The sequence below is a fragment of the Stenotrophomonas forensis genome (assembly GCF_028752115.1).
GTDB lineage: Bacteria > Pseudomonadota > Gammaproteobacteria > Xanthomonadales > Xanthomonadaceae > Stenotrophomonas > Stenotrophomonas forensis.
Map to the genome: position 1 here is coordinate 2,208,218 of NZ_CP082270.1, position 24,071 is coordinate 2,232,288.

At 67.2% G+C, this 24,071-nt stretch carries 18 protein-coding genes; 10 read left to right on the forward strand and 8 right to left on the reverse strand.

Annotation, left to right across the window (positions count from 1 at the left end; all coding sequences use genetic code 11):
- Positions 1-893 precede the first annotated feature (893 nt).
- From K5L94_RS10495 to K5L94_RS10520, 6 genes are all read left to right on the forward strand, one after another.
- On the forward strand, positions 894-3,359 hold the full coding sequence (locus tag K5L94_RS10495) for a GH92 family glycosyl hydrolase (RefSeq protein WP_274512557.1): 2,466 nt from the start codon (positions 894-896) through the stop codon (positions 3,357-3,359).
- A 96-nt stretch (positions 3,360-3,455) separates the two neighbouring features.
- Positions 3,456-4,505, forward strand: coding sequence for a LacI family DNA-binding transcriptional regulator (locus tag K5L94_RS10500; protein WP_049434977.1), 1,050 nt, complete (start codon positions 3,456-3,458; stop codon positions 4,503-4,505).
- A 60-nt stretch (positions 4,506-4,565) separates the two neighbouring features.
- Positions 4,566-5,879, forward strand: coding sequence for an L-fucose:H+ symporter permease (gene fucP / locus K5L94_RS10505; protein ID WP_008265126.1), 1,314 nt, complete (start codon positions 4,566-4,568; stop codon positions 5,877-5,879).
- A gap of 7 nt (positions 5,880-5,886) precedes the next feature.
- Positions 5,887-6,882 (forward strand): carbohydrate kinase family protein, encoded by a 996-nt coding sequence (locus K5L94_RS10510; protein ID WP_274512558.1) that lies wholly within the window; start codon positions 5,887-5,889, stop codon positions 6,880-6,882.
- Positions 6,879-8,105 carry an AGE family epimerase/isomerase gene (locus tag K5L94_RS10515; protein WP_274512559.1) on the forward strand — a complete coding sequence of 409 codons (1,227 nt, stop codon included), beginning with the start codon at positions 6,879-6,881 and terminating at the stop codon, positions 8,103-8,105. The genes K5L94_RS10510 and K5L94_RS10515 overlap by 4 nt, the downstream gene beginning before the upstream one ends.
- Positions 8,106-8,166: 61 nt before the next feature.
- The gene (locus K5L94_RS10520; protein WP_274512560.1) at positions 8,167-10,785 is read left to right on the forward strand and encodes a beta-mannosidase; all 2,619 of its coding nucleotides are present in this window, start codon (positions 8,167-8,169) and stop codon (positions 10,783-10,785) included.
- 109 nt (positions 10,786-10,894) lie between these two features.
- On the opposite strand, the gene mtnC is transcribed toward K5L94_RS10520, so the two are convergent.
- From mtnC to K5L94_RS10545, 5 genes are all read right to left on the reverse strand, one after another.
- The gene (gene mtnC, locus K5L94_RS10525; protein ID WP_053449616.1) at positions 10,895-11,590 is read right to left on the reverse strand and encodes an acireductone synthase; all 696 of its coding nucleotides are present in this window, start codon (positions 11,588-11,590) and stop codon (positions 10,895-10,897) included.
- A 3-nt stretch (positions 11,591-11,593) separates the two neighbouring features.
- On the reverse strand, positions 11,594-12,151 hold the full coding sequence (locus tag K5L94_RS10530; RefSeq protein WP_008264891.1) for a 1,2-dihydroxy-3-keto-5-methylthiopentene dioxygenase: 558 nt from the start codon (positions 12,149-12,151) through the stop codon (positions 11,594-11,596).
- 92 nt (positions 12,152-12,243) lie between these two features.
- Positions 12,244-12,885: a methylthioribulose 1-phosphate dehydratase gene (locus K5L94_RS10535; protein ID WP_164087019.1), complete on the reverse strand. Its 642-nt coding sequence runs from the start codon at positions 12,883-12,885 to the stop codon at positions 12,244-12,246.
- A gap of 560 nt (positions 12,886-13,445) precedes the next feature.
- Positions 13,446-14,873, reverse strand: coding sequence for an amino acid permease (locus K5L94_RS10540; RefSeq protein ID WP_164087018.1), 1,428 nt, complete (start codon positions 14,871-14,873; stop codon positions 13,446-13,448).
- Positions 14,874-14,955: 82 nt separating this feature from the next.
- Complete coding sequence (locus tag K5L94_RS10545) at positions 14,956-16,431, reverse strand: amino acid permease (protein WP_006439800.1); 1,476 nt, start codon at positions 16,429-16,431, stop codon at positions 14,956-14,958.
- Between the two features lie 133 nt (positions 16,432-16,564).
- On the opposite strand from K5L94_RS10545, the gene K5L94_RS10550 reads away from it, so the two are divergent.
- Positions 16,565-17,179, forward strand: coding sequence for an NUDIX hydrolase (locus tag K5L94_RS10550; RefSeq protein ID WP_274512561.1), 615 nt, complete (start codon positions 16,565-16,567; stop codon positions 17,177-17,179).
- 70 nt (positions 17,180-17,249) lie between these two features.
- Here K5L94_RS10550 and serA read toward each other — a convergent pair whose 3' ends face one another.
- Positions 17,250-18,491, reverse strand: a complete 1,242-nt coding sequence (gene serA, locus K5L94_RS10555) for a phosphoglycerate dehydrogenase (RefSeq protein ID WP_274512562.1) — start codon at positions 18,489-18,491, stop codon at positions 17,250-17,252.
- A gap of 169 nt (positions 18,492-18,660) precedes the next feature.
- On the opposite strand from serA, the gene K5L94_RS10560 reads away from it, so the two are divergent.
- The 3 genes from K5L94_RS10560 (at position 18,661) to K5L94_RS10570 (ending at position 22,248) form a co-directional block, all read left to right on the forward strand.
- A complete protein-coding gene (locus K5L94_RS10560; RefSeq protein WP_180878121.1) occupies positions 18,661-20,049 on the forward strand; it encodes an FAD-binding oxidoreductase in 1,389 nt (462 codons plus the stop codon).
- 62 nt (positions 20,050-20,111) lie between these two features.
- A complete protein-coding gene (locus K5L94_RS10565; RefSeq protein ID WP_006439835.1) occupies positions 20,112-20,411 on the forward strand; it encodes a DUF2388 domain-containing protein in 300 nt (99 codons plus the stop codon).
- Positions 20,412-20,451: 40 nt separating this feature from the next.
- Positions 20,452-22,248, forward strand: coding sequence for a DUF7844 domain-containing protein (locus K5L94_RS10570; protein WP_053449621.1), 1,797 nt, complete (start codon positions 20,452-20,454; stop codon positions 22,246-22,248).
- Here the strand turns inward: K5L94_RS10570 and K5L94_RS10575 are convergent.
- Both K5L94_RS10575 and K5L94_RS10580 read right to left on the reverse strand, forming a co-directional pair.
- A complete protein-coding gene (locus K5L94_RS10575) occupies positions 22,226-23,302 on the reverse strand; it encodes an ATP-binding protein (protein WP_053449622.1) in 1,077 nt (358 codons plus the stop codon). The two genes, K5L94_RS10570 and K5L94_RS10575, sit on opposite strands and share 23 nt — an antisense overlap.
- The gene (locus tag K5L94_RS10580; protein ID WP_180878119.1) at positions 23,302-24,018 is read right to left on the reverse strand and encodes a response regulator; all 717 of its coding nucleotides are present in this window, start codon (positions 24,016-24,018) and stop codon (positions 23,302-23,304) included. Before K5L94_RS10580 ends, K5L94_RS10575 begins: the two co-directional genes overlap by 1 nt.
- Between the last annotated feature and the right edge of the window lie 53 nt (positions 24,019-24,071).

The following is a 24,071-nucleotide window of genomic DNA, read 5'->3' on the forward strand; positions in this document are numbered from 1 at the left end:
GGATGACGGTTTGCTGAAAACAGTGGAAACGTTTTCGTGCGCAGGGGAGGGTGGGTCGGCAGGGCTGCGCCCTGCACCTGCTATGAGCCAGGGCAACGGCCAAACCCAAAGCAAGGGCCAAAGCCAAAGCGGCTCTGGTTTTCCGATGGTTTGGCGGGGCGGTGTGGGATTGCGGGGACGCCGTAACCCCCCCTCCGGGGTCCGGCCCAGCCGCTGGCGGCTGTGCGTTCGGGCGCTTGCGAAGCAGTGCTTCGCAAGCAAAGCCCCCTCACCCATGGGGGCTCGATGGCGCCATCCATGGCGCCAACGGTCCTGCCAGCCCACACCGCCCCACCTTTGACAGTTTCCCGGTGACGGCTGGATGGAGCGTGGAATCACGTGGGGTCATGGGGTCAGAGCCGTTTTCCCTTGGAAAACGGCTCTGACCCCGATTGATTTCGTTATCTGACAGAGATTCATCCACGCACGGCGAGGATCTACTGCAGATCGCGAGAAACCGTCGAAGGCGGGGTGGGTCCGGTTGCGGGGGTGTCCGCGGCATGGATGCCGCGGCCAAGCCCCCAGGGACGGGTTTACGGCGTCCCCCGCAACCGGACCCACCCCGCCATCCCACGGATAGCCGGCTTTTGCTGTTGTTGTTGCTGTCGCCGGCCAGCGGCCGGCACTACCAGCAGGTGCAGGGCGCAGCCCTGCCAAACACCCCCCTCATGCTGCGGCGCAGAATGCATTCGGCGGAATCGGCATGCTCTACTTGAATCGATCTAAATCCACGGTTCAACGGGTCGCGCGTCATTCCAGGGGAAGCTGTCTGCCGGTCAAAGGCGGAGCTCGGTGGAACGGTGCCAGACGGCCCGCACCGTATGCCTCCGTGTCATCGACTACAGGAACCCGACATGCGTCCAGTGCCGTCCGCTCCCGCCGTCCCATCGTCTTCGCGCCCGCTGGTGCGCCTGGCCTGCCTGCTCGCCCTGTCGGCCACGCCGATGCTGCTGCAGGCCGCGCCGGCGGCGCTGGAGCGTGAGGTCAATACCTTCATCGGCAGCAAGGACGACGGCAACACCTTCCCGGGCGCGTCGGCACCGTTCGGCCTGATCCAGGTCAGCCCGATCGGCAGTCATTATTCGGGCTGGCGCTATGACGATGACAAGATCCGCGGCTTCGGCCATTCGTTCATCTCTGGCGCCGGCTGCTGGGAACAGGGCGGCCAGGTGTCGGTGCTGCCGGTGACCGGCTCGATCGGCCCCGGTGGCGATTTCGATACCGCCAACCCGAAGCAGTTCGACCACAAGGCCTACGCCGCGTCCTATACCCACGACGGCGAGATCGGCCAGGCCGGCTACTACAAGGTGCGCCTGACCAGTTACGGCGGCATCGATGCCGAGACCACCGCACGCACCCGTGCCGCCGCCGAGCGCTATACCTTCAGCCAGCGCCAGGGCGAGGGCCACGTACTGGTCAATGTCGGCCAAGCCAACGAGCGCCATTCGGTGATCGGCAGCGTGGTTGATGTGGTGGGCGACCGCGTGGTCGAAGGCAAGCTGGTCACCAAGAGCTTCTGTGGTGGCCATCAGTACACGACCTGGTTCCGCATCGAGTTCGATCGCCCGTTCAAGGCGCATGGCACCTGGGGCGAGGGCGGTGGCCTGCCAGGTGCGCGCCACAGCATGGAAGGCGAGCAGAAGCCGAATGGTGCCTGGCTCAGCTTCGACCTGGCCAAGGGCCAGTCGGTGACCGCAGTCAGTGCGATCTCGCACGTGGACGCCGAGGGCGCGCGCATCAACCTGCGCGCCGACGGCATGCAGGGTGGGGCGCTGCTCGGTTTCGACCGCATGCGCGCGCTGTCGCAGCAGGCGTGGCGCGAGCAGCTGGGCCGGGTGCGCGTGCAGGGCGGCAACGCCGACGACCGCGCGGTGTTCTACAGCGCGGTCTACCACGCGCTGCTGCAGCCGATGACCGGCAACGATGCCGACGGCCGCTACCGTGGCTATGACGATGGCATCCATCGCGCCGACGGCTGGACCTACTACGAGTACTTCTCGTTGTGGGATACCTACCGTGCGCAGAACCAGTGGCTGGCACTGACCCGCCCGGACGTGGCACGCGATATCGGCCGCACGCTGCTGGCGATCGATGAGCAGGGTGGCTGGCTGCCGCGCTGGGGCTATGCCAACTTCGAGACCAACATCATGACCGGCGATCCGGTCACGCCGTTCATGGTCGACCTGTGGCGCTTCGGCGCGCTCAAGGGCCGTGAGTCGCAGGCGTGGGATGCGCTGCGCCGCAACGCCTTCGGTACGCCGCCGCTGAACTCGCGCATGGCCGGCCGCTCCGGCAACCCGACCTACCTGGACAAGGGCTACGTGGTCTACGACCGCGCGTTCCCGTCCAAGGGCATGGACGTCGATCCGCACCACGGCGGTTCGGCCACGCTGGAGTATGCGCTGGCCGACTGCGCGCTCTCGCAGATGGCCGATGGCCTCGGCCATGCGCATGACGCAGCGACGCTGCGTGAGCGCGGCCGCAACTGGCGCAAGGTGTGGGACCCGCAGGTGCGTGATGCCGAGACCGGTTTCACCGGCTTCCCGCGCCCGCGCACCGAGGATGGCCAGTGGTACACGCCGGCCGATGGCCACTACAGCCCGCGTTCGCACCACGGCTTCCATGAAGGTACGGCATGGCAGTACCAGTGGCTGGCGCAGCAGGACGTGCCGGGCCTGGTCGAAGCGATGGACGGCCGCGAGCAGGCCGGCCGCCGCCTCGACGCGTTCTTCGCGATGGATGCGCTGCAGGCCGACCCGCTCCACGCCGCCCGCAAGGAGTGGGTGGTAGGGCCGTACAGCTACTACAACCAGTTCCGTTACAACCCGAACAACGAGCCGGACCTGCACTCGCCGTGGCTGTACACGCTGATCGGCCAGCCGTGGAAGACCGCTGCGGTGGTGCGTGCCGCGCAGCAGTTGTTCACCAATGCGCCGAACGGCGTGACCGGCAACGATGACCTGGGCACGATGTCGGCCTGGTACCTGTTCAGTGCCATCGGCGTGTACCCGGCGGTGCCGGGCAGCGGCCAGTTCCTGCTGCACACCCCGCGCTTCAGCAAGGTGGAAGTGGACATGGGCAATGGCCGTACCCTGCGCATCGACGCGCCGGGTGCGGATGGCCGGCAGCTGCAGTACGTGCAGGGCGTGAAGGTCGATGGCCGGGCGCATGCGCCGGTATGGCTGGACTGGAACCGCCTGCAGCAGGGCCCGCGCCTGCAGTTCGCGCTGGATGCGAAGGCGCCGGAGCAGGGCTGGGGCACGGCGGTGAAGGACCTGCCGGTGTCCTGGTGCGCGGCGCCGGGCAGCCAGCTGCGCTGAGCCGGACTGTGCCGTTCGCGGTGACCCAGCGAACGGCACGGCACGACACGGCCCTGATCCATTAGGCTTGAGCCTCCAGCGGAGTCCGGGAAGACGATGAACGACAACGGCAGCAGTTCCAGCAAGCGCGCCGGCAAAGCGGTGACGGTGACCGACATCGCGCGTGCCATCGGCGTGTCGCGGGCCACCGTGTCGCTGGTGCTGCGCGGCAGTCCACTGGTCAACGTCGATACCCGGGCCAAGGTCGAGGCCGAACTGCGCCGCCAGCGCTATGTCTACAACCGCGCGGCGGCCAACCTGCGCCGGCGGACCTCGTCGAGCATCGCGCTGGTGATCAACGATCTGTCCAACCCGTTCTTCGCCGAATTCGCGTCCGGCGTGGACGAGGCGCTGGGCGGACGCGGTTATGTGACCCTGCTCGGCAGCACGGGCGAATCGCCGGAGCGGCAGCAGGCGGTGCTGTCCACGTTGATGGAGCACACCCCGGCCGGCCTGATCCTGTCGCCGGCCGAAGGAAGTGATACCGCGCAGTTGCGCCAGGCATTGGGTGCCAACGCCAACGTGCTGCTGTTCAACCGCGAACTGGAAGGTGCCGACTGGGACTTCCTGACCCTGGACAACCAGCACGGTGCCTACCTGGCCACCCGCCACCTGATCGAGCGCGGCCATCGCCAGATCGCGTTCTTTGGTGGCCATGCCGCCTCCAGTTCATGCCATCAGCGCCGCGCCGGTTTCCAGCAGGCGCTGGCCGAGGCCGGTCTGTCGCTGCCGCCGGGCTGGATGATCGAGTCGGCACCGAACCGCCTGGAAGCCGCGGCGCGCACCGATGAGCTGTTTGCCGATGGCCATCGTCCCAGTGCGGCGGTCTGCTACAACGACACCGTGGCGCTGGGCCTGATGCTGGGCCTGAACTCGCGCGGCATCCGCCCGGGTGGCGACTTCGCCGTTACCGGTTTCGATGATATTTCCGAGGCGTCGGTGGCGGTGCCGCCGTTGACCACGCTCACTGCCGATCCGCGCGAGCGGGGCCGGCAAGCTGCCGCTCTGCTGCTGCAACGGCTGGACGAACCGGACGCGCCGCCACGGCGCACGGTCGCGCCGGTGCAGCTGCGCATCCGCGAAAGCAGTGCCGCACGACCGAACTGATTCCTTCCATACACCCCTTCCACGCAACAACGACCTTCCGCGCATCGAGGCGCGTACCGCATGCCGATCTCCGCAACGCCCCGTCCATCGGGTTCTTCGGGCAACGCACCCGCCGTCACCAACGGCAAGGCGCTGGCCGTGGTCACCACGATCTTCTTCATGTGGGGCTTCCTGACCTGCCTCAATGACATCCTGATCCCGCACCTGAAGGCGGTGTTCGAGTTGAACTACGCCAAGGCGATGCTGGTGCAGTTCACCTTCTTCGGCACCTATTTCCTGATGTCGCTGCCGGCGGGCCGGTTGGTCGCCGCGCTGGGTTACAAGAAGGGCATCGTGGCCGGCCTGGTGATCGCCGGCATCGGTGCGCTGGGCTTCTGGCCGGCGGCCGAGCTGCGCGTGTATGGCGCCTTCCTCGGCGCGCTGTTCGTGCTGGCCAGCGGCATCACCGTGCTGCAGGTCGCTGCCAATCCTTACGTGGCGCTGCTGGGCCCGGAACAGACCAGCTCCAGCCGCCTGACCCTGGCGCAGGCGCTGAACTCGCTGGGCACGGCCATCGCGCCGATCTTCGGCGGCATGCTGATCCTGTCCAACACGGTGAAGAGTGCCGATGACATCGCGGCACTGCCGGCCGCCGAGCAGCTGGCCTACCGTGCCGCCGAGGCGCAGGCCGTGCAGGGCCCGTACGTGGGCCTGGCGGTGGCGCTGGTGCTGCTGGCGCTGTTCGTGTTCCTGTTCCGCCTGCCGGCGCTGAGTGATGCCACCGAGCAGGCCGACCAGGGTCACCACCACAGCTACCTGGATGCGCTGCGCAAGCGCCACCTGTTGCTGGGCGTGCTGGGCATCTTCTTCTACGTGGGTGCCGAAGTGTCGATCGGCAGCTTCCTGGTCAACTACCTGTCGATGCCGAACATCGGCGGCTTCAGCGAGCAGCAGGCCACGCACTACGTGTCGGCCTACTGGACGATGGCGATGATCGGCCGCTTCGCCGGTTCGGCGCTGCTGGCGCGCTTCTCGCCCAGCCGCCTGCTGGCGATCTTCGCGCTGGTCAACGTGGGGCTGCTGGTCACGACCATGCTGAGCTCCGGCAACGTCGCGCTGTATTCGGTGGTGGCGATCGGCCTGTTCAATTCGATCATGTTCCCGACCATCTTCGCACTGAGCATCGAGCGCCTCGGCCCGCTGACCAACAAGGGTTCCAGCCTGCTGATCATGGCCATCGTCGGCGGTGCCGTGGTGCCGTACCTGCAGGGCGTGCTGGCCGACCACATCGGTGTGCAGGCCAGCTTCATCCTGCCGCTGCTGTGCTACGGCTACATCATTTTCTACGGACTGGTCGGCGCGCGTACGCCGGCCTCCGCAACGCAGGGAGGCTGAGTCCGGAATGGGTGCCATCGTTTGCTTCGGCGAAATTTTGATCGATCTACTAGCGCAGCCGCCGGCCTCGGCCGATACCCCGCGCGCGTTCCTGCAGTACGCCGGCGGTGCGCCGGCCAACGTCGCCGTCGCCGCCGCACGGCTGGGTGCGAAGACGCAGTTCGTCGGCATGCTCGGCCGTGACATGTTCGGCGACTTCCTGGCCGACAGCCTGGTCGAGCACGGCGTGGGCACGGATTACATCGTGCGTACCGATGCGGCGAAGACCGCACTGGCCTTCGTTGCCCTCGACGCCAGCGGCGAGCGCAGCTTCAGTTTCTACCGCCCGCCGGCGGCCGACCTGCTGTTCCGTGACAGTGACTTCCAGGCGGAGTGCCTCGACAGCGCACAGTGCTTCCACGTCTGCTCCAACAGCCTGACCGAGCCGGCCATCGCCGAGGCGACCTTCGCCGGCATGGACCGGGCCCGTAAGGCCGGCGCGGTGGTCAGTCTCGATCTGAATCTGCGTCCGGCCCTGTGGCCTGCCGACGTCGATCCGACGCCGCGCCTGTGGCAGGCGCTGGAGCGCGCCGACCTGGTCAAGCTGTCGCGCGAGGAACTGGATTACCTGGCAGCTCCGCTGGGAGCCGATGGCGAGGCGGCGGTGCTGCGGCGCCTGCTGGCCGCGCAGGCACGCTGGGTCATCGTCACCGATGGTGCAGCCACGCTGCACTGGTACACCCGCGACAACCACGGCACGGTCACCAGCTTCCGCGTGGCCACCGTCGACACTACCGCGGCCGGTGATGCCTTCGTCGGTGGCGTGCTGGTCGGCCTGCTCGAGCGTGGTGGCGCAGGCGCAGGTTTCGCCGCCTTCTGCAAGGACCCGGAGGCAATCACCGCCACGCTGCGCTTCGGCGCTGCAGTCGGTGCGCTGGCGGTTACCCGCAAGGGCGCGTTTGCCGCGATGCCCTCGCTTGATGAAGTGCAGCAGCTGCTGCAGGCCCAGGACATTACCGCATGAGCACCTCGCCCGACTTCCGTTCACCCGCGTTCCTGCGTGCGCACATCGCCGACACGATGGCGTTCTACCACCCGCGCTGCATCGATCCGAACGGTGGCTTCTTCCACTACTTCCGTGACGACGGCAGCATCTACGATGCCAGCCATCGCCACCTGGTAAGCAGCACCCGTTTCGTCTTCAACTATGCGATGGCCTACCGCGAATTCGGCAATGCCGAGTACCGCGAGGCCGTCGAGCACGGCGTGCGCTACCTGCGTAAGGTGCACCGAAACCCGGCCACCGGCGGCTATGCCTGGACCCTGCGCGATGGCAAGGTCGAGGACGACATGAACCACTGCTATGGCGTGGCCTTCGTGCTGCTGGCCTACAGCTGCGCGCTGAAGGCCGGCATCGAGCAGGCCCGCGAGTGGATGGACGAGACCTGGCAGCTGCTGGAAGCGCGCTTCTGGGAGCCGCAGCATGGCCTGTACAAGGACGAAGCTGATGGCCAGTGGAACTTCACCGGCTATCGCGGCCAGAACGCCAACATGCACATGTGCGAGGCGATGCTGGCCGCATTCGAGGCCAGTGGCGAGCAGCGCTACGTCGAGCGTGCCTTGCAGTTGGCCGACAACATGACCCGCCGCCAGGCCGCCAAGGCCGGTGGTCTGGTCTGGGAACACTACGACGTGAACTGGGAGATCGACTGGGACTACAACCTGGACGATCCCAAGCATCTGTTCCGCCCTTGGGGCTTCCAGCCGGGTCATCAGACCGAGTGGGCCAAGCTGCTGCTGATCCTCGATCGCCACGTGCAGGCCGATTGGCTGGTTCCGACCGCGCAGCACCTGTTCGACGTGGCCGTGGCGCGCAGCTGGGACGACGCCCGGGGTGGCCTGTACTACGGCTTCGCACCGGAAGCGCGCCGGCAGCCGGGCATGGACGGCGCACCGATCGGTGGCGACAGCTTCGTCTGCGATGACGACAAATACTTCTGGGTGCAGGCCGAAACGCTGGCCACCGCCGCACTGATGGCCAGGCGCACCGGCGATGACCGCTACTGGCAGTGGTACGAGCGCCTCTGGGCGTATTCGTGGGAGCACTTCGTCGACCACCGGTACGGCGCCTGGTTCCGCATCCTCGATGCCGACAACCGCAAGTACAGCGACGAGAAGAGCCCGGCCGGCAAGGTGGATTACCACACCATGGGTGCCTGCTACGAAGTGTTGAACGTCGTGCGCTGAGGCGCGATGTATTGGAACCGGTAGCGCTGGGCCTCGCTCGGCGCAAGAACAGGAGCATCACGTGCATCGCCTTTCCCTCGTTGTCCGTCTGCTCCTGCTGCTGATCGCAGCCTCCGTGTTTCCGGCAACTGCAGCCCCGCTGCAGGCGCAGTGGGAGTTCCGCATGCTGCCCGGCGACGCGCAGGGTGCGGCGCATCCGGGCCTGCAGCAGTGGCGCGCGGCAACGGTGCCGGGCAGCGTGCACACCGATCTGCTGGCCCATGCGTTGATCCGCGATCCCTACGTCGGTGCAGCCGAGGCCGAGCTGCAATGGATCGGCCTGGCCGACTGGGAATACCGCGCCCGTTTCGACGTGGATACGGCGACGCTTGCCAAGCCCAATGCCGAGCTGCGCTTCGATGGGCTCGATACCTATGCGGAGGTCCTCCTCAACGGCAAACCGCTGCTGCGTGCAGACAATGCACATCGTACCTGGCGCGCGCGCGTGGAGGGCCGGCTGCGGGCCAAGGGCAATGAGCTGCAGATCGTGTTCCGTTCGCCGATCCGCACGCTGCTGCCGGGCGTGCAGGCCATGCCGCACAAGATTGCTGGCAACTATCCGTCGCCCTATGGCGATGAGCCGAAGGACGCGATGGTCGGCAACTTCGCGCGCAAGCCGGCCTATCACTTCGGCTGGGACTGGGGCCCGCGTTATGTCACCGCCGGGGTCTGGCGTGGCGTCGACCTGCAGGCCTGGGATGCACACCGCCTGGCCGATCTGGCCGTGCGTACGGATGCACTGGACGCCCAGCAGGCGAAGCTGGCGGTGCTGCTGCAGGTGGAGCAGGGGGCGGTGTCGGGCTCGGCCGTGGTGCATGTGGAGGTGCGCGATCCGCAGGGCCGCAGCGTGGCCCAGGTGCAACGCACGGTGCCGCTGATGCCCGGCCAGAACACCGTTGAGCTGCCGGTTGAGCTGACCAAGCCGCGGCGCTGGTGGCCGGTGGGTCATGGTGCGCAGGACCGTTACACCGTGCAGGCACGCCTTGACGACGGCAGCACAGCGGAACTGGCGCGCGAGCAGCGCATCGGCCTGCGCACGGTCGAACTGCGCCGCGAGCAAGACGGCAAGGGCGGGCAGGGCTTCGCTTTCGTCATCAATGGCGTGCCGATCTTCGCCAAGGGTGCCAACGTGATCCCGTTCGACGCGTTCCCCGCACGCGTCGATGCGGCGCGACTGCGCCAGGTGTTGACGGCGGCCCGCGATGCCAACATGAACATGTTGCGCAACTGGGGCGGTGGCTACTACGAGGACGATGCGTTCTTCGACATCGCCGATGAACTCGGCCTGCTGGTGTGGCAGGACTTCATGTTCGGCGGTGGCATGCAGCCGGGCTACGATCCGGCGTTCCGTGCCAGCGTGGTGGCCGAAGCACGCGACAACGTGCGCCGCCTGCGGCATCACCCCAGCATCGTGCTGTGGTGTGGCAACAACGAGGAAGAGACCGCCTGGAAGGACTGGGGCCATGGCCGCGACCTGAAGGCGGCCGACCCGGCATTTGCGGCGAAGGTCTGGCAGGGCTATGTCGACCTGTTCGGCAACGACCTGCGGAAGGTCGTGGGTGAGGAAGGGCTGGGCGTACCGTACTGGTCCAGCTCGCCAAGCAATGACCTTGACGAGAAGGCCAACGATTCGACCCGCGGTGACAAGCACTACTGGCAGGTCTGGGGTAATCCGGCATTGCCGGTGCAGGCCTACCTGCGCGAGACCCCACGCTTCATGTCCGAGTACGGACTGCAGGCGTGGCCGTCGGTGGCGACCGTGGACCAGATCGCCACCCGCGCCGAGCAGCGCATCGACAGCCCGGTGATCCGCGCGCACCAGAAATTCATGGCCGGCGAGGGCAACAGCCGGTTGCTGCACTACATCGAGCTGGGCTACGGCACGCCGAAGGACTTCGAGGATTTCGTTTACCTGAGCCAGGTGATGCAGGCCGATGGCATTGCACTGGCGGCACTGCATCATCGCGCCTCGCGGCCGTACACGATGGGTTCGCTGTACTGGCAGCTCAACGATGTCTGGCCGGGGGCTTCGTGGTCCAGCGTGGACTACTTCGGCCGCTGGAAGGCGCTGCATTTCGCCGCGCGGCGCTTCTTCGCGCCGGTCACCGTGGCCGCGCTGCGCGACGAGGGCCGTACGCGGGTGGGGCTGCTCAATGATGGCGCCGCGCTGGATGCGCGCTGGCGGCTGCGGGTGATGGACGTGGACGGCAAGGTGCTGCGCCGTCGCGAGCAGGCGGTGACGCTTGCCGCTGCCGGCGTCACCGACATCGGCACCTACAGCGATGCCGAACTGCTGGCCGGCGCCGATCCGAAGCGCACGGTTGCGGTATTCGAGCTGCTGCGGGACGGCAGGGTGAGCGCGCGGCAGGTGGTTGGCTTCGTCGAAGCCAAGGACCAGCAGTTACCGCGGCAGAAGCTGAAAGCTGCCCTGAGCATCGAGGGCGACCACTATCGGCTGCGGCTGGAAAGCGCGGCGTATGTGCGGGCGGCGTGGATCGACTTCGGTGCGCTGGACGTGCAGGTCGAAGACAACCTGCTGGACCTGTTGCCGGGGGAAACCCGCGATATCGCCGTACGCGGCCCAGTGGATCTGGCTGCCCTGCGCGAAGCGCTGAAGCTGAAGACCCTCAACGATCGTTGAGGGCGGTGCATCCCGCCTTGCACGACGCCAACCTCGCCGCTTTGGTAGGTGCCAACCTTGGTTGGCACTCCCGAAGCATGCCAACCAAGGTTGGCATCTACCAGGCGCTTTACAGCTGGATCTGCTGGAAGTTCTCGACCCGCTCGTGGCCGTTGGCGGCCTGGCCGGTGCGCGGCAGCGGGTAGTCGTCCAGGCGGTCGATCAGACGGGTCTGCAGGCCGGCTTCGCGGGCGGCGTCGAGTTCTTCGACCACGTCGGACAGGAACAGGATCTCACCGGCCGGCACGCCGATCGACTGCACGATGCGGCGATAGCTGTCGGCCTCACGCTTGCCGCCCACCTCGGTGTCGAACCAGCCCGACACCAGCGGGCTGAGGTCACCGGCATCGCTGAAGCCGAAGAACAGTTTCTGCGCCGGTACCGAGCCGGAGGAGTACACGTACAGCGGCAGGCCGGACGCGTGCCAGCCCTTCAGCACCGGCGCCACCTCCGGGTAGAAGTGGGCGGTGTAGTCGCCGCGGCGGTAGCCTTCGTCCCAGATCATGCCCTGCAGCGCCTTCAGCGCAGTGTGCTTGCGGTCCTGGTCGATCCAGCCCTGCAGCGTCTCGGCCACCAGGCTGTCCTGGCAGGCGCCGCCGATCTCGGTGGCCACCGCATCCAGCCAGCGGCGGACCTCCGGCTGCTGGCCATGCTCGGCCACGAACGCGGGCAACGCCTTGCGGGCATAGGGGAACAGCACGTTCTTGACGAACGAGATGCTGCTGGTGGTGCCTTCGATGTCGGTCAGGATGACGCGGGGCTGCATGGATCAGGACGCCTGGGTGGGTACGTAACGGGGGAACTTCTGCGCGATGTCGGTGCCGGTGAAGTGACCGACCCAGCCATCCGGCTCGGTGAAGAAGCGGATCGCCACGAAGCTCGGCTCGTCGCCCATGTCGAACCAGTGGGTGGTGCCATCGGGCACCGCGATCAGGTCATCCTTCACACACTCGATCTCGTAGACCTTGTCACCCACGTGCAGGGTGAACAGGCCCGATCCGGCCACGAAGAAGCGCACCTCGTCTTCCTTGTGGAAGTGCTCGTCGAGGAACTTCTTGCGCAGTTCAGCGCGGTTCGGGTTGTCCGGGGCGATCGAGGCCACGTCCACGCTCTTGAAGCCGCGCTCTGCGACCAGGCGGTCGATGTCGGCGCGGTAGGCGGCGAACACTTCATCCTGGCTGGCGCCCGGTGCGACTGGCGCGGTGGCCTGCCAGCGCTCGAAGGTGACGCCGATCTTCTGCAGTTCGGCAGCGATGATCGCACCGTCCTGGCTGTCCAGCAGCGGCGATTCGGGGCGGGTGTCGTCGTAGATGCGCAGTCGGCTCATGGCGGCAGCTTGAACGTCTCGGGGGGAAGACAGGGTAGCAGGGTGGGGACGCGGCGCAGATTCCGGATCGGCATCTGCACCTGCGCGCGGGTTCAGCCGCGCAGCTTGCGCAGTTCCAGCTCGCAGTGGAACAGGAACTCGAACGCTTCCAGGTGGCGGCGTGCCTCGGCCATGTCGCGGCCCCAGGCGTACAGGCCGTGGCCATCGATCAGGTAGCCCCACAGGGCCTGCCGGTCGAGCAGGTCATCGACCTGCCTGGAGAGCACGTTCATGTCCTGGGTGTTGGCGAACACCGGCACATCGATGGCCATCTCATGGGTGCTGTTGCCGGCGAAGGCCTTCAGCAGCTCGTAGCCTTCCAGGTGCACATGGCCCTGCGGCGCATACAGGCGCGAGGCGATGGTCTGCACGGGCGAATGGGTGTGCAGGACGCAGCCGATCTCCGGGAAGCGGCGGTACAGCTGGGTGTGCAGCAGGGTTTCGGCGGACGGGCGCAGCGGGCGGCCGACGGCCTTGCCGTCGAAGTCCACCACCATGATGTCGTCCTCGATCAGGCGGCCCTTGTCCTTGCCGGACACGGTGATCGCCGCGTGGCCGTCATCCAGGCGGTGGGAGAAGTTGCTGCTGGTGGCCGGGGTCCAGCCGGCGTGGGCCAGTTCGCGGACGTTGTCGATCAGCAGCTGGGCCAGTTCGCTCAGGCGCGCGGTGTCGTAGGGGAAGGTGGGGGCGTTCATGCCGGCGATTTTACTGGATTCGGCCAACGGCTGAGCCCCTCGTGGCTTGCGTCAGAAGCAGATTCCGTGGGTTGGCCGGTTGGGTGGGCTGCGCAGGGGACGCCGTGAACCCGTCCATGGGGGCTTGGCCGCGGCATCCATGCCGCGGACATCCCTGCGCAGCCCACCCAACCGGCCACGGACAGGTTCCGTGCGCGCCAGCCACGGAGTGAAGAAGGAAAAGCGAAAAGCGGGTCGCCGCGCTGCGCTTGCTCGGAGCCGAGCATGGCTCGGCTCTACAGGGAATTCATCGACCGGAGAGAATTCATCTCTCAGACGCAATTCATCCACGCATGGCGTGGATCTACTGGACGTGCCAGCAGACTGTCGGAGGTGGGGCGGGTTGGGTTCGCGGGGGTGTCCGCGGCATGGATGCCGCGGCCAAGCCCCCATGGATGGGTTCACGGCGTCCCCCGCTAACCCAATCCGCCCCACCAAAGCCTCAGCCCAGCTGTCGCCGTTGCCGTTGCTCCGGCTTCAAAGGCGGGTGCAGGGCCGCAGGCCCTGCAATGCAAAACCCCTTACTTTCCCCGCAGACGGCTGTGCTTGAAGCCGTAGCAGAAATAGATCACGAAGCCGACGAACGTCCACACGCCCATCAGCATCCAGTTGTGCATCGTCATCGCCGACAGCAGCGCCAGGCAGCTCAGCACGCCCAGGCTGCAGATCAGCCACGCCATCGGCATGCGGAACGGGCGCGGCAGGTCCGGCTGGGTGCGGCGCAGGATCAGCACGCCGGCACACACCGCAGCAAACGCGATCAGCGTGCCCATCGAGGTCAGCTCACCGAGGATGTCCAGCGGGAACAGCGCCGCCAGCAGCGCGATGCCGATGCCGGTGATCACGGTGTTGATGTGCGGGGTGCGGTACTTTGGATGGATCTTGGTGAACACCGGCGGCAGCAGGCCATCGCGGCCCATGATCATGAAGATGCGCGGCTGGCCGATGATCATCACCAGCACCACCGAGGACAGGCCGACCAGCGCGCCGACCTCGACCACCCAGCGCAGCCAGCCCAGCTGCGGATGCGCGGCCACTGCGGTCACCACCGGCTCGTCGGTGCCCAGCAGCTGGTACGGCACCAGGCCGGTCATCACAGCGGCCATGGCGATGTACAGCACGGTGCAGACCGCCAGCGACAGCATCATGCCGATCGGCATGTCGCGCTGCGGGTTCTTCGATTCCTGCGCCGCCACCGACACCGCCTCGAAGCCGATGTAGGCGAAGAACACCATCGCCGCGCCACGCAGCACGCCTTCCATGCCGTACTTGCCGGGGCCTTCGTTGGCGGGGATGAACGGGGTCCAGTTGCTGGTGTCGACGTACTTCCAGCCGACCACGATGACCAGCACGATCAGGCCGGTCTTGAGCACGACCATCGCCATGTTCATCGCCGAGGACTTGCTGATGCCGACGTAGCACAGCCAGGTCAGCAGCAGTACCAGCGCGGCGGCCGGCAGGTTGGCGATCGCGCCGGTCGGGCGCAGCTGCGCGTCGAGTGGCGCGCTGACCAGCGCCGCCGGTAGATGGATGTCGAACTGGCTGAGCAGGCTGAGGAAATAGCCGGTCCAGCTGACCGCCACGGCTGACGCGGAGACGCCGTACTCCAGCACCAGCATCCAGCCGATGAACCAGGCCGAGAGCTCGCCGAAGGTGGCATAGGTATAGGTGTAGGCGCTGCCGGACACCGGCACCATCGAGGCGAACTCGGCGTAGGCCAGTGCGCAGAAGGCGCAGCAGATGGCGGCCAGCACGAACGACAGCATGATCGCCGGGCCGGCGTGGTTGGCGGCGGCCTGGCCGGTGATGACGAAGATGCCGCCGCCGATCACCGCGCCGATGCCGAGGGCGGTCAGCCCCCAGGGGCCGAGGTGGCGGCGCAGGCTGAGGCCGTTGGCGTCTTCATGGGCGGCATGCGGGTGCTTGGTGGCCCACAGTTGCTTGAACATGTGTGGTGGTCTTGTCGAAGCGCGCCGCCAGGGGCGCGCGGGGAAAACGGACGGGCCGGCGCGAGGCCGGCCCGTAGGCGGATCAGGGTGACTTGGCCAGCTTGCTGTTGCGGATGCCGTAGCCCAGGTAGATCAGCAGGCCGAGCAGCGTCCAGCCAACGAACAGGTGCCAGTGCACCACGAACGCCTGCCAGAACAGGAACAGGCAGGTGGCCGCGCCCAGCGGGCAGATGATCCACACCATCGGCACGCGGAACGGGCGGTGGATCTCCGGCTTGGTATAGCGCAGAACCAGCACGCCGATGCAGACCGTGGCGAAGGCCAGCAGGGTGCCCATCGAGACCAGTTCGCCCAGCACGTTCAGCGGCACCAGGCCGGCCAGTGCGGCGGCGATCACGCCGACCACGATGGTGGCGACGTACGGGGTGCGGAAGCGGGCGTGGACCTTGCCGAAGAACTTCGGCAGCAGGCCGTCGCGGGAGATGGTGTAGGCGATGCGGGTCTGGCCCATCATCATCACCAGCACCACCGAGGACAGGCCGGCGATGGCGCCGATCTCGACCAGGGTCTTCAGCCACGACAGGGTCGGGTAGGGCTCCAGCGCGGTGGCCACCGGCTTGTCGGTGCCCAGCAGGTGGTACGGCATCATGCCGGTCAGCACCGCGCAGACGATGATGTAGACGATGGTGCACACCGCCAGCGAGCCGAGCAGGCCGATCGGCATGTTGCGCTGCGGGTCCTTGGTCTCGCCGGCGGCGGTGGAGACCGCATCGAAGCCGATGTAGGCGAAGAACACGATGGTGGCCGCGCGGAACACGCCGCTCCAGCCGAACTCACCCGGCACACCGGTGTTTTCCGGGATGAACGGCTGCCAGTTGGCCGGGTCGATGTGGGCCGCACCGATGCCGATGAACAGGCAGATGACGGTGACCTTGATCGCCACGATGATCGCGTTGACGAAGGCCGACTGGGTCACGCCCACGTACAGCAGGCCGGACACCGCCGCCACGATCAGCACCGCCGGCAGGTTGAACAGCTTGCCGGAGGAGACGAACTCGCTGCCGGTCCAGGCGATGGGCGCGGCGCTGAGCAGGTCCGGGAACGGCATGTGCAGCGTAGTGGTGATGAAGCTGATCAGGTACGCCGACCAGCCCACCGCGACCGAGGCCGAGGCGAACAGGTACTCCAGCACCAGGCACCAGCCGATGAACCAGGCCATGCCTTCGCCGAGGGTGGCGTAGGAGTAGGAATAGGCGCTGCCGGAGACCGGCATCATCGCCGCGAACTCGGCGTAGCACAGGCCCGCCAGCGCGCAGGCAAAACCGGCGATCACGAACGACAGCATGACGGCGGGGCCGGCGTGGTTGGCCGCGGCCTGGCCGGTCAGGACGAAGATACCTGCGCCGATCACCGCACCCACGCCAAGCAGGATGAGGTGTTTAGCCGTGAGGGTCCGTTTCAACGTGGCTTCGCCGTCCAGGCTGCCTTCGATGGGTTCGCCGGCATCGACGTGCCCGGCCGGTTGGACCGGCTTGACCCTCAACAGAGCTTTCAGCATGCAGTACTTCCTAGTGATCGGATTGGGTGGGCCGCCGATACGTTGCCGGCAACCCTGGAATGGTGAAGGCCGCGCGAACGGCCCGCTGTACCTTAGCCAAAGCTGAAGCCAACGCACAAGCGCAATCGCAACAATGAACGGCGATAATGAGCAGTATTTTTCCAGACGCCGCCCATTCATGAGCCAGACCGCCGAAACCCTTGCCGTGCTTGACGATCGCTTGCGCGACCTGCTGCAGGACTATGCCCGTCGCGAGCCGGCCCACGACGCATTGGCCGCCGAATTCGGCACATTGTTGGACGATCCGGAAGATCCGTTCCGGCGCGAACGGCTGGCCGGCCACTTCACCGCCAGCTGCTGGCTGGTCAGCGCCGACGGCCAGCGCCTGCTGCTGACCCACCACCGCAAGCTGCAGCGCTGGCTGCAGCTGGGCGGCCACGCCGACGGCGACCGCGACCTGGCCCGGGTAGCGCTGAAGGAAGCCGAGGAAGAATCAGGCCTGGGCGGCCTGGTGCTGGAAGACCCGGCCATCTTCGATCTGGACAAGCACTGGATTCCAGAGCGCAAGGACGTGCCGGGGCACTGGCACTACGACGTGCGTTTCGTGATCCGTGCGCTGGGTGGCGAAGCCTTCGTGCTCAGCGAGGAATCGCTGGAGCTGGCCTGGCGGCCGGTGACCGAAGTCGCGGCCGACCCGCAGTCCGATGAATCCATGCAGCGCATGGCACACAGGTGGCTGGCACGTTGAGATAAAAAGGGGACGGAGGGGATTAAGTCGTTTGTGGCATCAACGACTTAATCCCCTCCGTCCCCTTTTTTCAGTACAGGATGCGCGTGCGCAGCGTGCCGGGGATCGCGGCCAGCTCGTCGCGCACCGCGGCGGCCTGTTCCTCGCCGGCGGTGATGTCGATCACCACGTAGCCCACCTTCGGGTCGGTGCGCAGGAACTGGCCGTCGATGTTGACGTTGTGGCGCGAGAAGATCTCGTTGACCTTGGACAGCACGCCCGGCACGTTCTGGTGGATGTGCAGCAGGCGCAGGCTGTCGGCGTGCTCGGGCAGGGTCACTTCCGGGAAATTGACCGCCGACAGGGTGCTGCCGTTGTCGCTGTAGCGCACCAGTTTGGCGGCCACTTCCACGCCGATGTTGTCCTGCGCTTCCAGCGTGCTGCCACCCACGTGCGGGGTCAGGATCACGTTGTCGTGGCGGGTCAGCGGCGATTCGAAGATATCGCCATTGCCCTTCGGCTCGACCGGGAACACGTCCAGCGCGGCGCCACCGACGTGGCCGCTGGCCAGCGCCGCGTCCAGCGCATCGATGTCGACCACGGTGCCGCGCGCGGCGTTGATCAGGTGCGCGCCCTTGCGCATCTTCGCCAGCTCGGTGCTGCCGATCATCCATTGCGTGGACGGGGTTTCCGGCACGTGCAGGGTGACGATGTCGGCGCGGGCGAGCAGATCGTCCAGGCTGGCCGCGGCCCGGGCATTGCCCAGCGCCAGCTTGGTTTCCACGTCGTGGAAGATCACCTGCATGCCCAGCGATTCGGCCAGTACGCCGACCTGGGTGCCGATGTGGCCGTAGCCGATGATGCCAAGCGTCTTGCCACGCACTTCATGGCTGCCGCTGGCTGACTTCGACCAGCCGCCGCGATGGCATTCGGCGTTCTTCTGCGGGATGCCACGGGTCAGCATGATCGCCTCGGCGATCACCAGCTCGGCCACGCTGCGGGTGTTGGAATAGGGGGCATTGAACACCGGGATGCCGGCCAGCTCGGCCGCGTCCAGGTCGACCTGGTTGGTGCCGATGCAGAAGCAGCCCACTGCGATCAGCCGCTTGGCCTCGGCCAGCACCTCGGCGCTGAGCTGGGTGCGCGAGCGGATGCCGACGATGTGCGCCTCGGCGATGCGCGCCTTCAGTTCGTCCTCGGGCAGCGCCTTGGTGTGCGCTTCGATCTGGCTGTAGCCGGCGCCGCTGAACACCTCCACGGCGGTCTGGCTGACCCCCTCCAGCAACAGCACGCGGATATCCTGCTTCGGGAACGAGGTCTTCTTCGGCGACATGGGGCAACACGGCCAGTGGGACAGGGGCTGACCACTATGCCAGATCGCACCGGCCATGGTGCAGTGCGCAATTGGTTGCATCCGTAGCTATCTGCACGGGTGCGGGGCTGGACGCTGGCGCGCGCCGCTGGCACGCTTGCCCGTTCTTCACGCACCGCGCTGGACCGTCATGACCGATTCCCGCATTGCCTCGCTGCAGCAGGCCTGTCCCGGCCTGAAACTGAAGACCGATCCGGCCGACCTGGAGCATTACGGGCGCGACTGGACCCGGCGCTGGACGCCGGCGCCGCTGGCGATTGCATTGCCGGCCACGGTTGAAGAGGTGCAGGCGGTGATGCGCTGGAGCGCGGCCGAGGGCGTGCCGGTGGTGCCGTCGGGTGGACGCACCGGCCTGTCCGGTGGCGCGGTGGCGGCCAACGGCGAGCTGGTGCTCAGCCTGGAGCGGATGAACAAGGCGCTGGCCTACGACGCGGTCGATCGCACGCTGGTGGTGCAGGCCGGCATGCCGCTGGAGGCGGTGCACAACGCCGCGCTCGACCACGGCCTGATCTACCCGGTCGATTTCGCGGCGCGCGGTTCCTGCTCGATCGGCGGCAACATCGCCACCAATGCCGGCGGCATCCGCGTGATCCGTTACGGCAATACCCGAGAATGGATCGCCGGGCTGAAAGTGGTCACCGCCAGCGGCGAGCTGCTCGAACTTAACAAGGGCCTGATCAAGAACTCCAGCGGCTATGACTTCCGCCAGCTGCTGATCGGCTCGGAAGGTACGCTGGGGGTGATCGTCGAGGCGACGGTGAAGCTGACCGACCCGCCGCCGGCCAGCAATGTGATGCTGCTGGCCGTCCCCAGCTTCGAGGTGCTGATGCAGGTGTTCGCCGCGTTCCGCGCGCGTCTGCAGCTGCAGGCCTTCGAGTTCTTCACCGAGCGGGCGCTGGAGCACGTGCTGGCGCATGGTGCGCAGGCGCCGTTCGACGAGGTGCACCCTTATTACGTGGTCACCGAGTTCGCGGCCAACGACGAGGCGCAGGAAGCGGCGGCGATGGCGGCGTTCGAGGACTGCATGGGCAACGGCTGGGTCAGCGATGGCGTGATCAGTGCCAGTGACGCCCAGGCTGCCCAGCTGTGGCGCCTGCGCGAAGGCATCACCGAGTCGCTTGCACGCTACAAGCCGTACAAGAACGATGTCTCGGTGCGGATTTCGTCGATGCCGGCGTTCCTGGCCGAGACCCAGGCGCTGATCGGGCAGGCCTATCCGCATTTCGACGTGGTCTGGTTCGGCCACATCGGTGACGGCAACCTGCATATCAACGTGCTCAAGCCGGACGACACCCCTGACGCCGATTTCGTGTCGCAGTGCGAGCACGTGACCAAGTTGCTGGCCCAGGTGCTGGCCCGTTTCGATGGCAGCATTTCCGCCGAGCACGGCATCGGCCTGGTCAAGAAGGGCTACCTGGACAGCACCCGCGGCCCGGCCGAGATCGCGCTGATGAAGGCAGTCAAACGCGCGTTCGATCCCCAAGCGCGGCTGAATCCCGGAAAGCTGTTCGACGTCTGATCCGGGCAAATCCTTCACGTACCCGTTACGCTCCACGCATTCCCACAACCGGCTTCGAATCGATGACCCGTCCGCTTGTTCTGCTTGCCCTGCTGTCCCTGCCGCTGGCCGGCTTCGCTTCCAGCTTCGCAGGCACCTCGGCCGGCTCGGCCACCGGTGCTTCCTCCGGTTCCTCGGCCAGCAGCTCGGGCGACGACAAGGTGGTACAGGCCGCACGCGATGATGCCGCTGCGTTCGTCGCCAGCGACGGCCAGATCCGCGGCGCACGCCTGCAGGCCGCACTGGTCCACCTGCGCGAGCAGGATGCCGCTGCCCAGCAGCAGAGCGACCTGCAGCTGGCCCGCGCGCTGCTGGCACGCTGATCCGGCCTTCGGGTAGTGCCGGCCGCTGGCCGGCAACGCCATGACATCTGCACGCAACGCAGCCACGCATGGCGTGGCGCTACTGCTGATCGCCCACGTCGCGCACGCAGCCGACCGCCTGCAGCTCGACCCGGCAGGGCTGAGCCCTGTGCAGCAGCAGGTGGCTGGCCAGACCCTGGCCGATGTGCAGTCACTGCTGCCGGACGGCCTGCTACGTGCCTTGCCGACGCAGGTACAGGTACGCTGGGGCGCTGACCTGCCCGCCGAGGTGCATGGCCGTGCATTTGCTGGCCGCATCACGCTGCGCCGCGACCTGCTGGACGATCGCGTGCCCGGTGCGCGACGGGCGCGACGCAGCGCACTGGTGCACGAACTGACCCATGTCGCGGATCGTGGTGGTGCTGGCTGGTCGCGCAGTACGCGTTGGCGCGATCTGGCCGGGTGGCAGCGCAAACCCTGGCATCTGGGTCGTGGCCACAACGACTTCCGTGATCGCAGCCCGGACGGTTACGAGCTGAAAGATCCGGCTGAGTATCTGGCGGTGAACGCCGAGCATTTCGTGCTGGATGCCGAGTTCGCCTGCCGTCGCCCGGCACTGGCGCAGTGGTACCAGGAGCACTTCGGCACACCGCCGTCGCTGCCGCAGCCGCAGTGCGACCGCCGCGTCCCGTTGCTGCAGGCGGAACCGGAAGAGGGGGCGGCATCACTGCTGCAGCTGGATCCCTCGCGGGTTTACGCGGTGGACTACCTGTTCGCCGAAGGCAGCGCGCAGCCGATGAGCCGCTGGGGCCACAGCATGCTGCGGCTGGTGATCTGCCGGCCAGGCCGCGCGCCGGGGCCGGACTGTCGCCTGGACCTGGAGTACCACCGCGTGCTGTCGTTCCGTGCCTTCGTCGGCGACGTGCAGATTTCAAACTGGCGCGGCCTGACCGGCGGTTATCCCTCGCGGCTGTTCGTGCTGCCACTGCAGCAGGTGGTGGACGAGTACACCAAGGTCGAACTTCGCGGGCTGCAGTCGTTGCCCCTGCAGCTGGAACGCGACGAGATCGCCAGCCTGCTCGAGCGTACCGCGCAGGTGCACTGGAGCTATGACGGGCGCTATTACTTCGTCAGCAACAACTGCGCGGTGGAGACCGCGAAGCTGCTGCAGGCCGGTGTGCCTAGGCTCGGGAGCGCCGGCCTGGCGCAGCTGAGTCCGCGCGGGCTGAAGCGCCGGCTGGCGCGCCTGCAGGTGCTGGACGAGCAGGTGCTGGCCGATCGCGATTCAGCGCAGGCGCAGGGCTATTACTTTGCCTCGGCGCGTGACCACTTCCAGCAGTTGTTCGATGTGGCTGCCGGCCAGCTGGCGCTGCCCACGCGCGATGTACGCGGCTGGCTGAAGCTGCCCGCACGGCAGCGGGCACCGTGGCTGTTGCAGGGCGACCTGCGCGCCAGTGCGGGCTTGCTGTTGCTGGAGCAGGCTGCGCAACGGCGTGCCGAACTACGCGCGCGCGATGTGCTCAAGCGGCAGCTGCTGGGTGCACCGGACAGCGCCCAGACCCGCAACCTGCGCGGGCTGCTGGAGCAGAGTGGGCAATGGCTGCGTCCGGGTACGTTACTGCAGGGCGATGGCTATGGATTGCCGTTGGCCGACGAACAGGCGCTCCTGATGCACGCCGTGGCCACTGCCAGTGCGCAGGCGGTGCCGGCGTGGCGGGCGCTGCGCCTGCAGCTGCGCCAGCAGTTGCCGGTGAACCAGCGCGAGGAAATGGATGCGATCGATGCCAATCTGGCCGCGCTTGGTGCACACCTGCGCACGCAGGCCGCCAGCTCGCCTACTGGCGCGGCAGTTCGATGACGAAGCGGCTGCCGCCGGCGCTGCCCGGCATGCAGTAGACGCGGCCACCGTGGGCGTCGGCGATGGCCTTGACCACCGCCAGGCCGAGCCCGCTGCCGCCGCCCTGGCGCGAACGCGAACCGTCGGCGCGCATGAACGGAGTGAAGATATCGGCGTGCAGGGCGGGGTCGATGCCCGGTCCCTCGTCTTCGATGGCCACCTGTACATGCCCCGGCGTGTCATGCACGGCAATCCGTACCTTGCCCGGGCTGGCGTAGCGACGCGCGTTCTCCAGCAGTGCCAGCAGCGCCTGGCGCAGCCGGGTCGGATCGCAGTGCGCGGTGTGTTCCTCGCGGCTGGTTTCCAGTTCCAGCACGAAACCGGCGGTGCGGAACTGCGGGTCGACCAGGGTCATCACCGAATGCACCTCGGCCACCACGTCGGTGCGCGCGCGGCGCACGTCCAGCCGTGCATTGTCGGACAGGCTCAGCACGCGCAGGTCCTCGATCAGGCGCGACAGGCCCTCGACCTGGGCAAGCAGGCTGCGGAACTGTGATTCGTCAGGCTGGAACACGCCCTCGGCCAGCCCCTGCAGGCGGCCACGCAGGATCGTCACCGGCGTGCGCAGCTCGTGGGCGATGGCGGCGTGCCACATGGCCCGCTCGCTCTCCATGTGCTGCAGGCGCCGCGCCATCGCATTGAAGTCTTCGACCAGGGTGGCTACTTCGCCCGGCGAGTTTTCTTCGACACTGGCGCGTGCACCGAGATCGCCGCCGGCCAGCGCGCGGACGCTGTCGACCAGCGAATTCAACGGCGACAGGATGCGGTGCGCAAGCCGGAACGAGGCGGCGATGGCCAGGGCCAGTCCGGTCAGGATCACCCCGACCATCCACGCCAGCTCCGGCCCGGTAGGCAGCCAGCTTTCCGGCTCCTCGGCACTGCCGGGGAAGAACTCGACCAGCACCGCATACAACAGCCACGACGACAGGATCATCATCACGATCACGCCGATCACCATCAGCGACATCGAGACGATGATGTGGCGGCTCAGGCCGGAGCGGCGCAGGGTGCCCATCAGCGGTCGGCCATCAACCGGTAACCGACGCCGCGCACACTGGCCGGTACATTGAGCATGCCCACCTCATCCAGCTTGCGGCGCAGCTTGCTGACATGGCTGTCGACGGTGCGCTCCAGCGCCTCGCTCTCCGGCAGGCACTCGTGCATCAGTTCGCTGCGGCTGAAGATGCGCGTGGGGGCCAGTGCCATGCAGTGCAGCAGCTTGAACTCGGTGAGGGTGAGCAGGACTTCATGGCTGTAGCCGTCGCCCTCCACGTGCACGGCATGGGTTGCCGAGTCGATCAGCAGCGGGCCCACGCGCAGCGCGCTGGGTGCATCCACGCGCGAGGCGCGCAGCGTACGCCGCAGCACGGCGCGCACGCGCGCAGCCACCTCGGCCGGGTTGAACGGCTTGACCACGTAGTCGTCGGCGCCCATGCGCAGTGCGGTCAGCTTGTCCAGGTCCTGGTCCAGCGCGGTCAGCATGATCACCGGCGTTTCGCCACGTTGGCGCAGCTGGGTCAACACGCTCCAGCCATCCAGGCGAGGCAGCTGCACGTCCAGCAGGACCAGGTCGGGGCGGGCGCTGCGGTGCAGGTCGAGCGCACCGTGGCCATCGGCGGCACGCAGGGTGCGCAGTCCTTCGCGTTCCAGATAGGCGGTGAGAATATCGGCGATCTCGGCCTCATCCTCGACAATCAGGACGAGGGCGGCCAGGGCAGGGGAGGCATGCATGCGGGGGCGGGGCCTTAAGGTGCTTGCCTCCATCGTATCTCCACAGTTCCTCC

Excerpts from the sequence above, each read along its gene's own strand:
- K5L94_RS10495 (WP_274512557.1), top strand. The coding sequence starts at position 894 with ATGCGTCCAGTGCCGTCCGCTCCCGCCGTCCCATCGTCTTCGCGCCCG.
- K5L94_RS10500 (WP_049434977.1), top strand. The coding sequence starts at position 3,456 with ATGAACGACAACGGCAGCAGTTCCAGCAAGCGCGCCGGCAAAGCGGTG.
- fucP (WP_008265126.1), top strand. The coding sequence starts at position 4,566 with ATGCCGATCTCCGCAACGCCCCGTCCATCGGGTTCTTCGGGCAACGCA.
- K5L94_RS10510 (WP_274512558.1), top strand. The coding sequence starts at position 5,887 with ATGGGTGCCATCGTTTGCTTCGGCGAAATTTTGATCGATCTACTAGCG.
- K5L94_RS10515 (WP_274512559.1), top strand. The coding sequence starts at position 6,879 with ATGAGCACCTCGCCCGACTTCCGTTCACCCGCGTTCCTGCGTGCGCAC.
- mtnC (WP_053449616.1), bottom strand. The coding sequence starts at position 11,590 with ATGCAGCCCCGCGTCATCCTGACCGACATCGAAGGCACCACCAGCAGC.
- K5L94_RS10530 (WP_008264891.1), bottom strand. The coding sequence starts at position 12,151 with ATGAGCCGACTGCGCATCTACGACGACACCCGCCCCGAATCGCCGCTG.
- K5L94_RS10535 (WP_164087019.1), bottom strand. The coding sequence starts at position 12,885 with ATGAACGCCCCCACCTTCCCCTACGACACCGCGCGCCTGAGCGAACTG.
- K5L94_RS10540 (WP_164087018.1), bottom strand. The coding sequence starts at position 14,873 with ATGTTCAAGCAACTGTGGGCCACCAAGCACCCGCATGCCGCCCATGAA.
- K5L94_RS10545 (WP_006439800.1), bottom strand. The coding sequence starts at position 16,431 with ATGCTGAAAGCTCTGTTGAGGGTCAAGCCGGTCCAACCGGCCGGGCAC.
- K5L94_RS10550 (WP_274512561.1), top strand. The coding sequence starts at position 16,565 with ATGAACGGCGATAATGAGCAGTATTTTTCCAGACGCCGCCCATTCATG.
- serA (WP_274512562.1), bottom strand. The coding sequence starts at position 18,491 with ATGTCGCCGAAGAAGACCTCGTTCCCGAAGCAGGATATCCGCGTGCTG.
- K5L94_RS10560 (WP_180878121.1), top strand. The coding sequence starts at position 18,661 with ATGACCGATTCCCGCATTGCCTCGCTGCAGCAGGCCTGTCCCGGCCTG.
- K5L94_RS10565 (WP_006439835.1), top strand. The coding sequence starts at position 20,112 with ATGACCCGTCCGCTTGTTCTGCTTGCCCTGCTGTCCCTGCCGCTGGCC.
- K5L94_RS10570 (WP_053449621.1), top strand. The coding sequence starts at position 20,452 with ATGACATCTGCACGCAACGCAGCCACGCATGGCGTGGCGCTACTGCTG.
- K5L94_RS10575 (WP_053449622.1), bottom strand. The coding sequence starts at position 23,302 with ATGGGCACCCTGCGCCGCTCCGGCCTGAGCCGCCACATCATCGTCTCG.
- K5L94_RS10580 (WP_180878119.1), bottom strand. The coding sequence starts at position 24,018 with ATGCATGCCTCCCCTGCCCTGGCCGCCCTCGTCCTGATTGTCGAGGAT.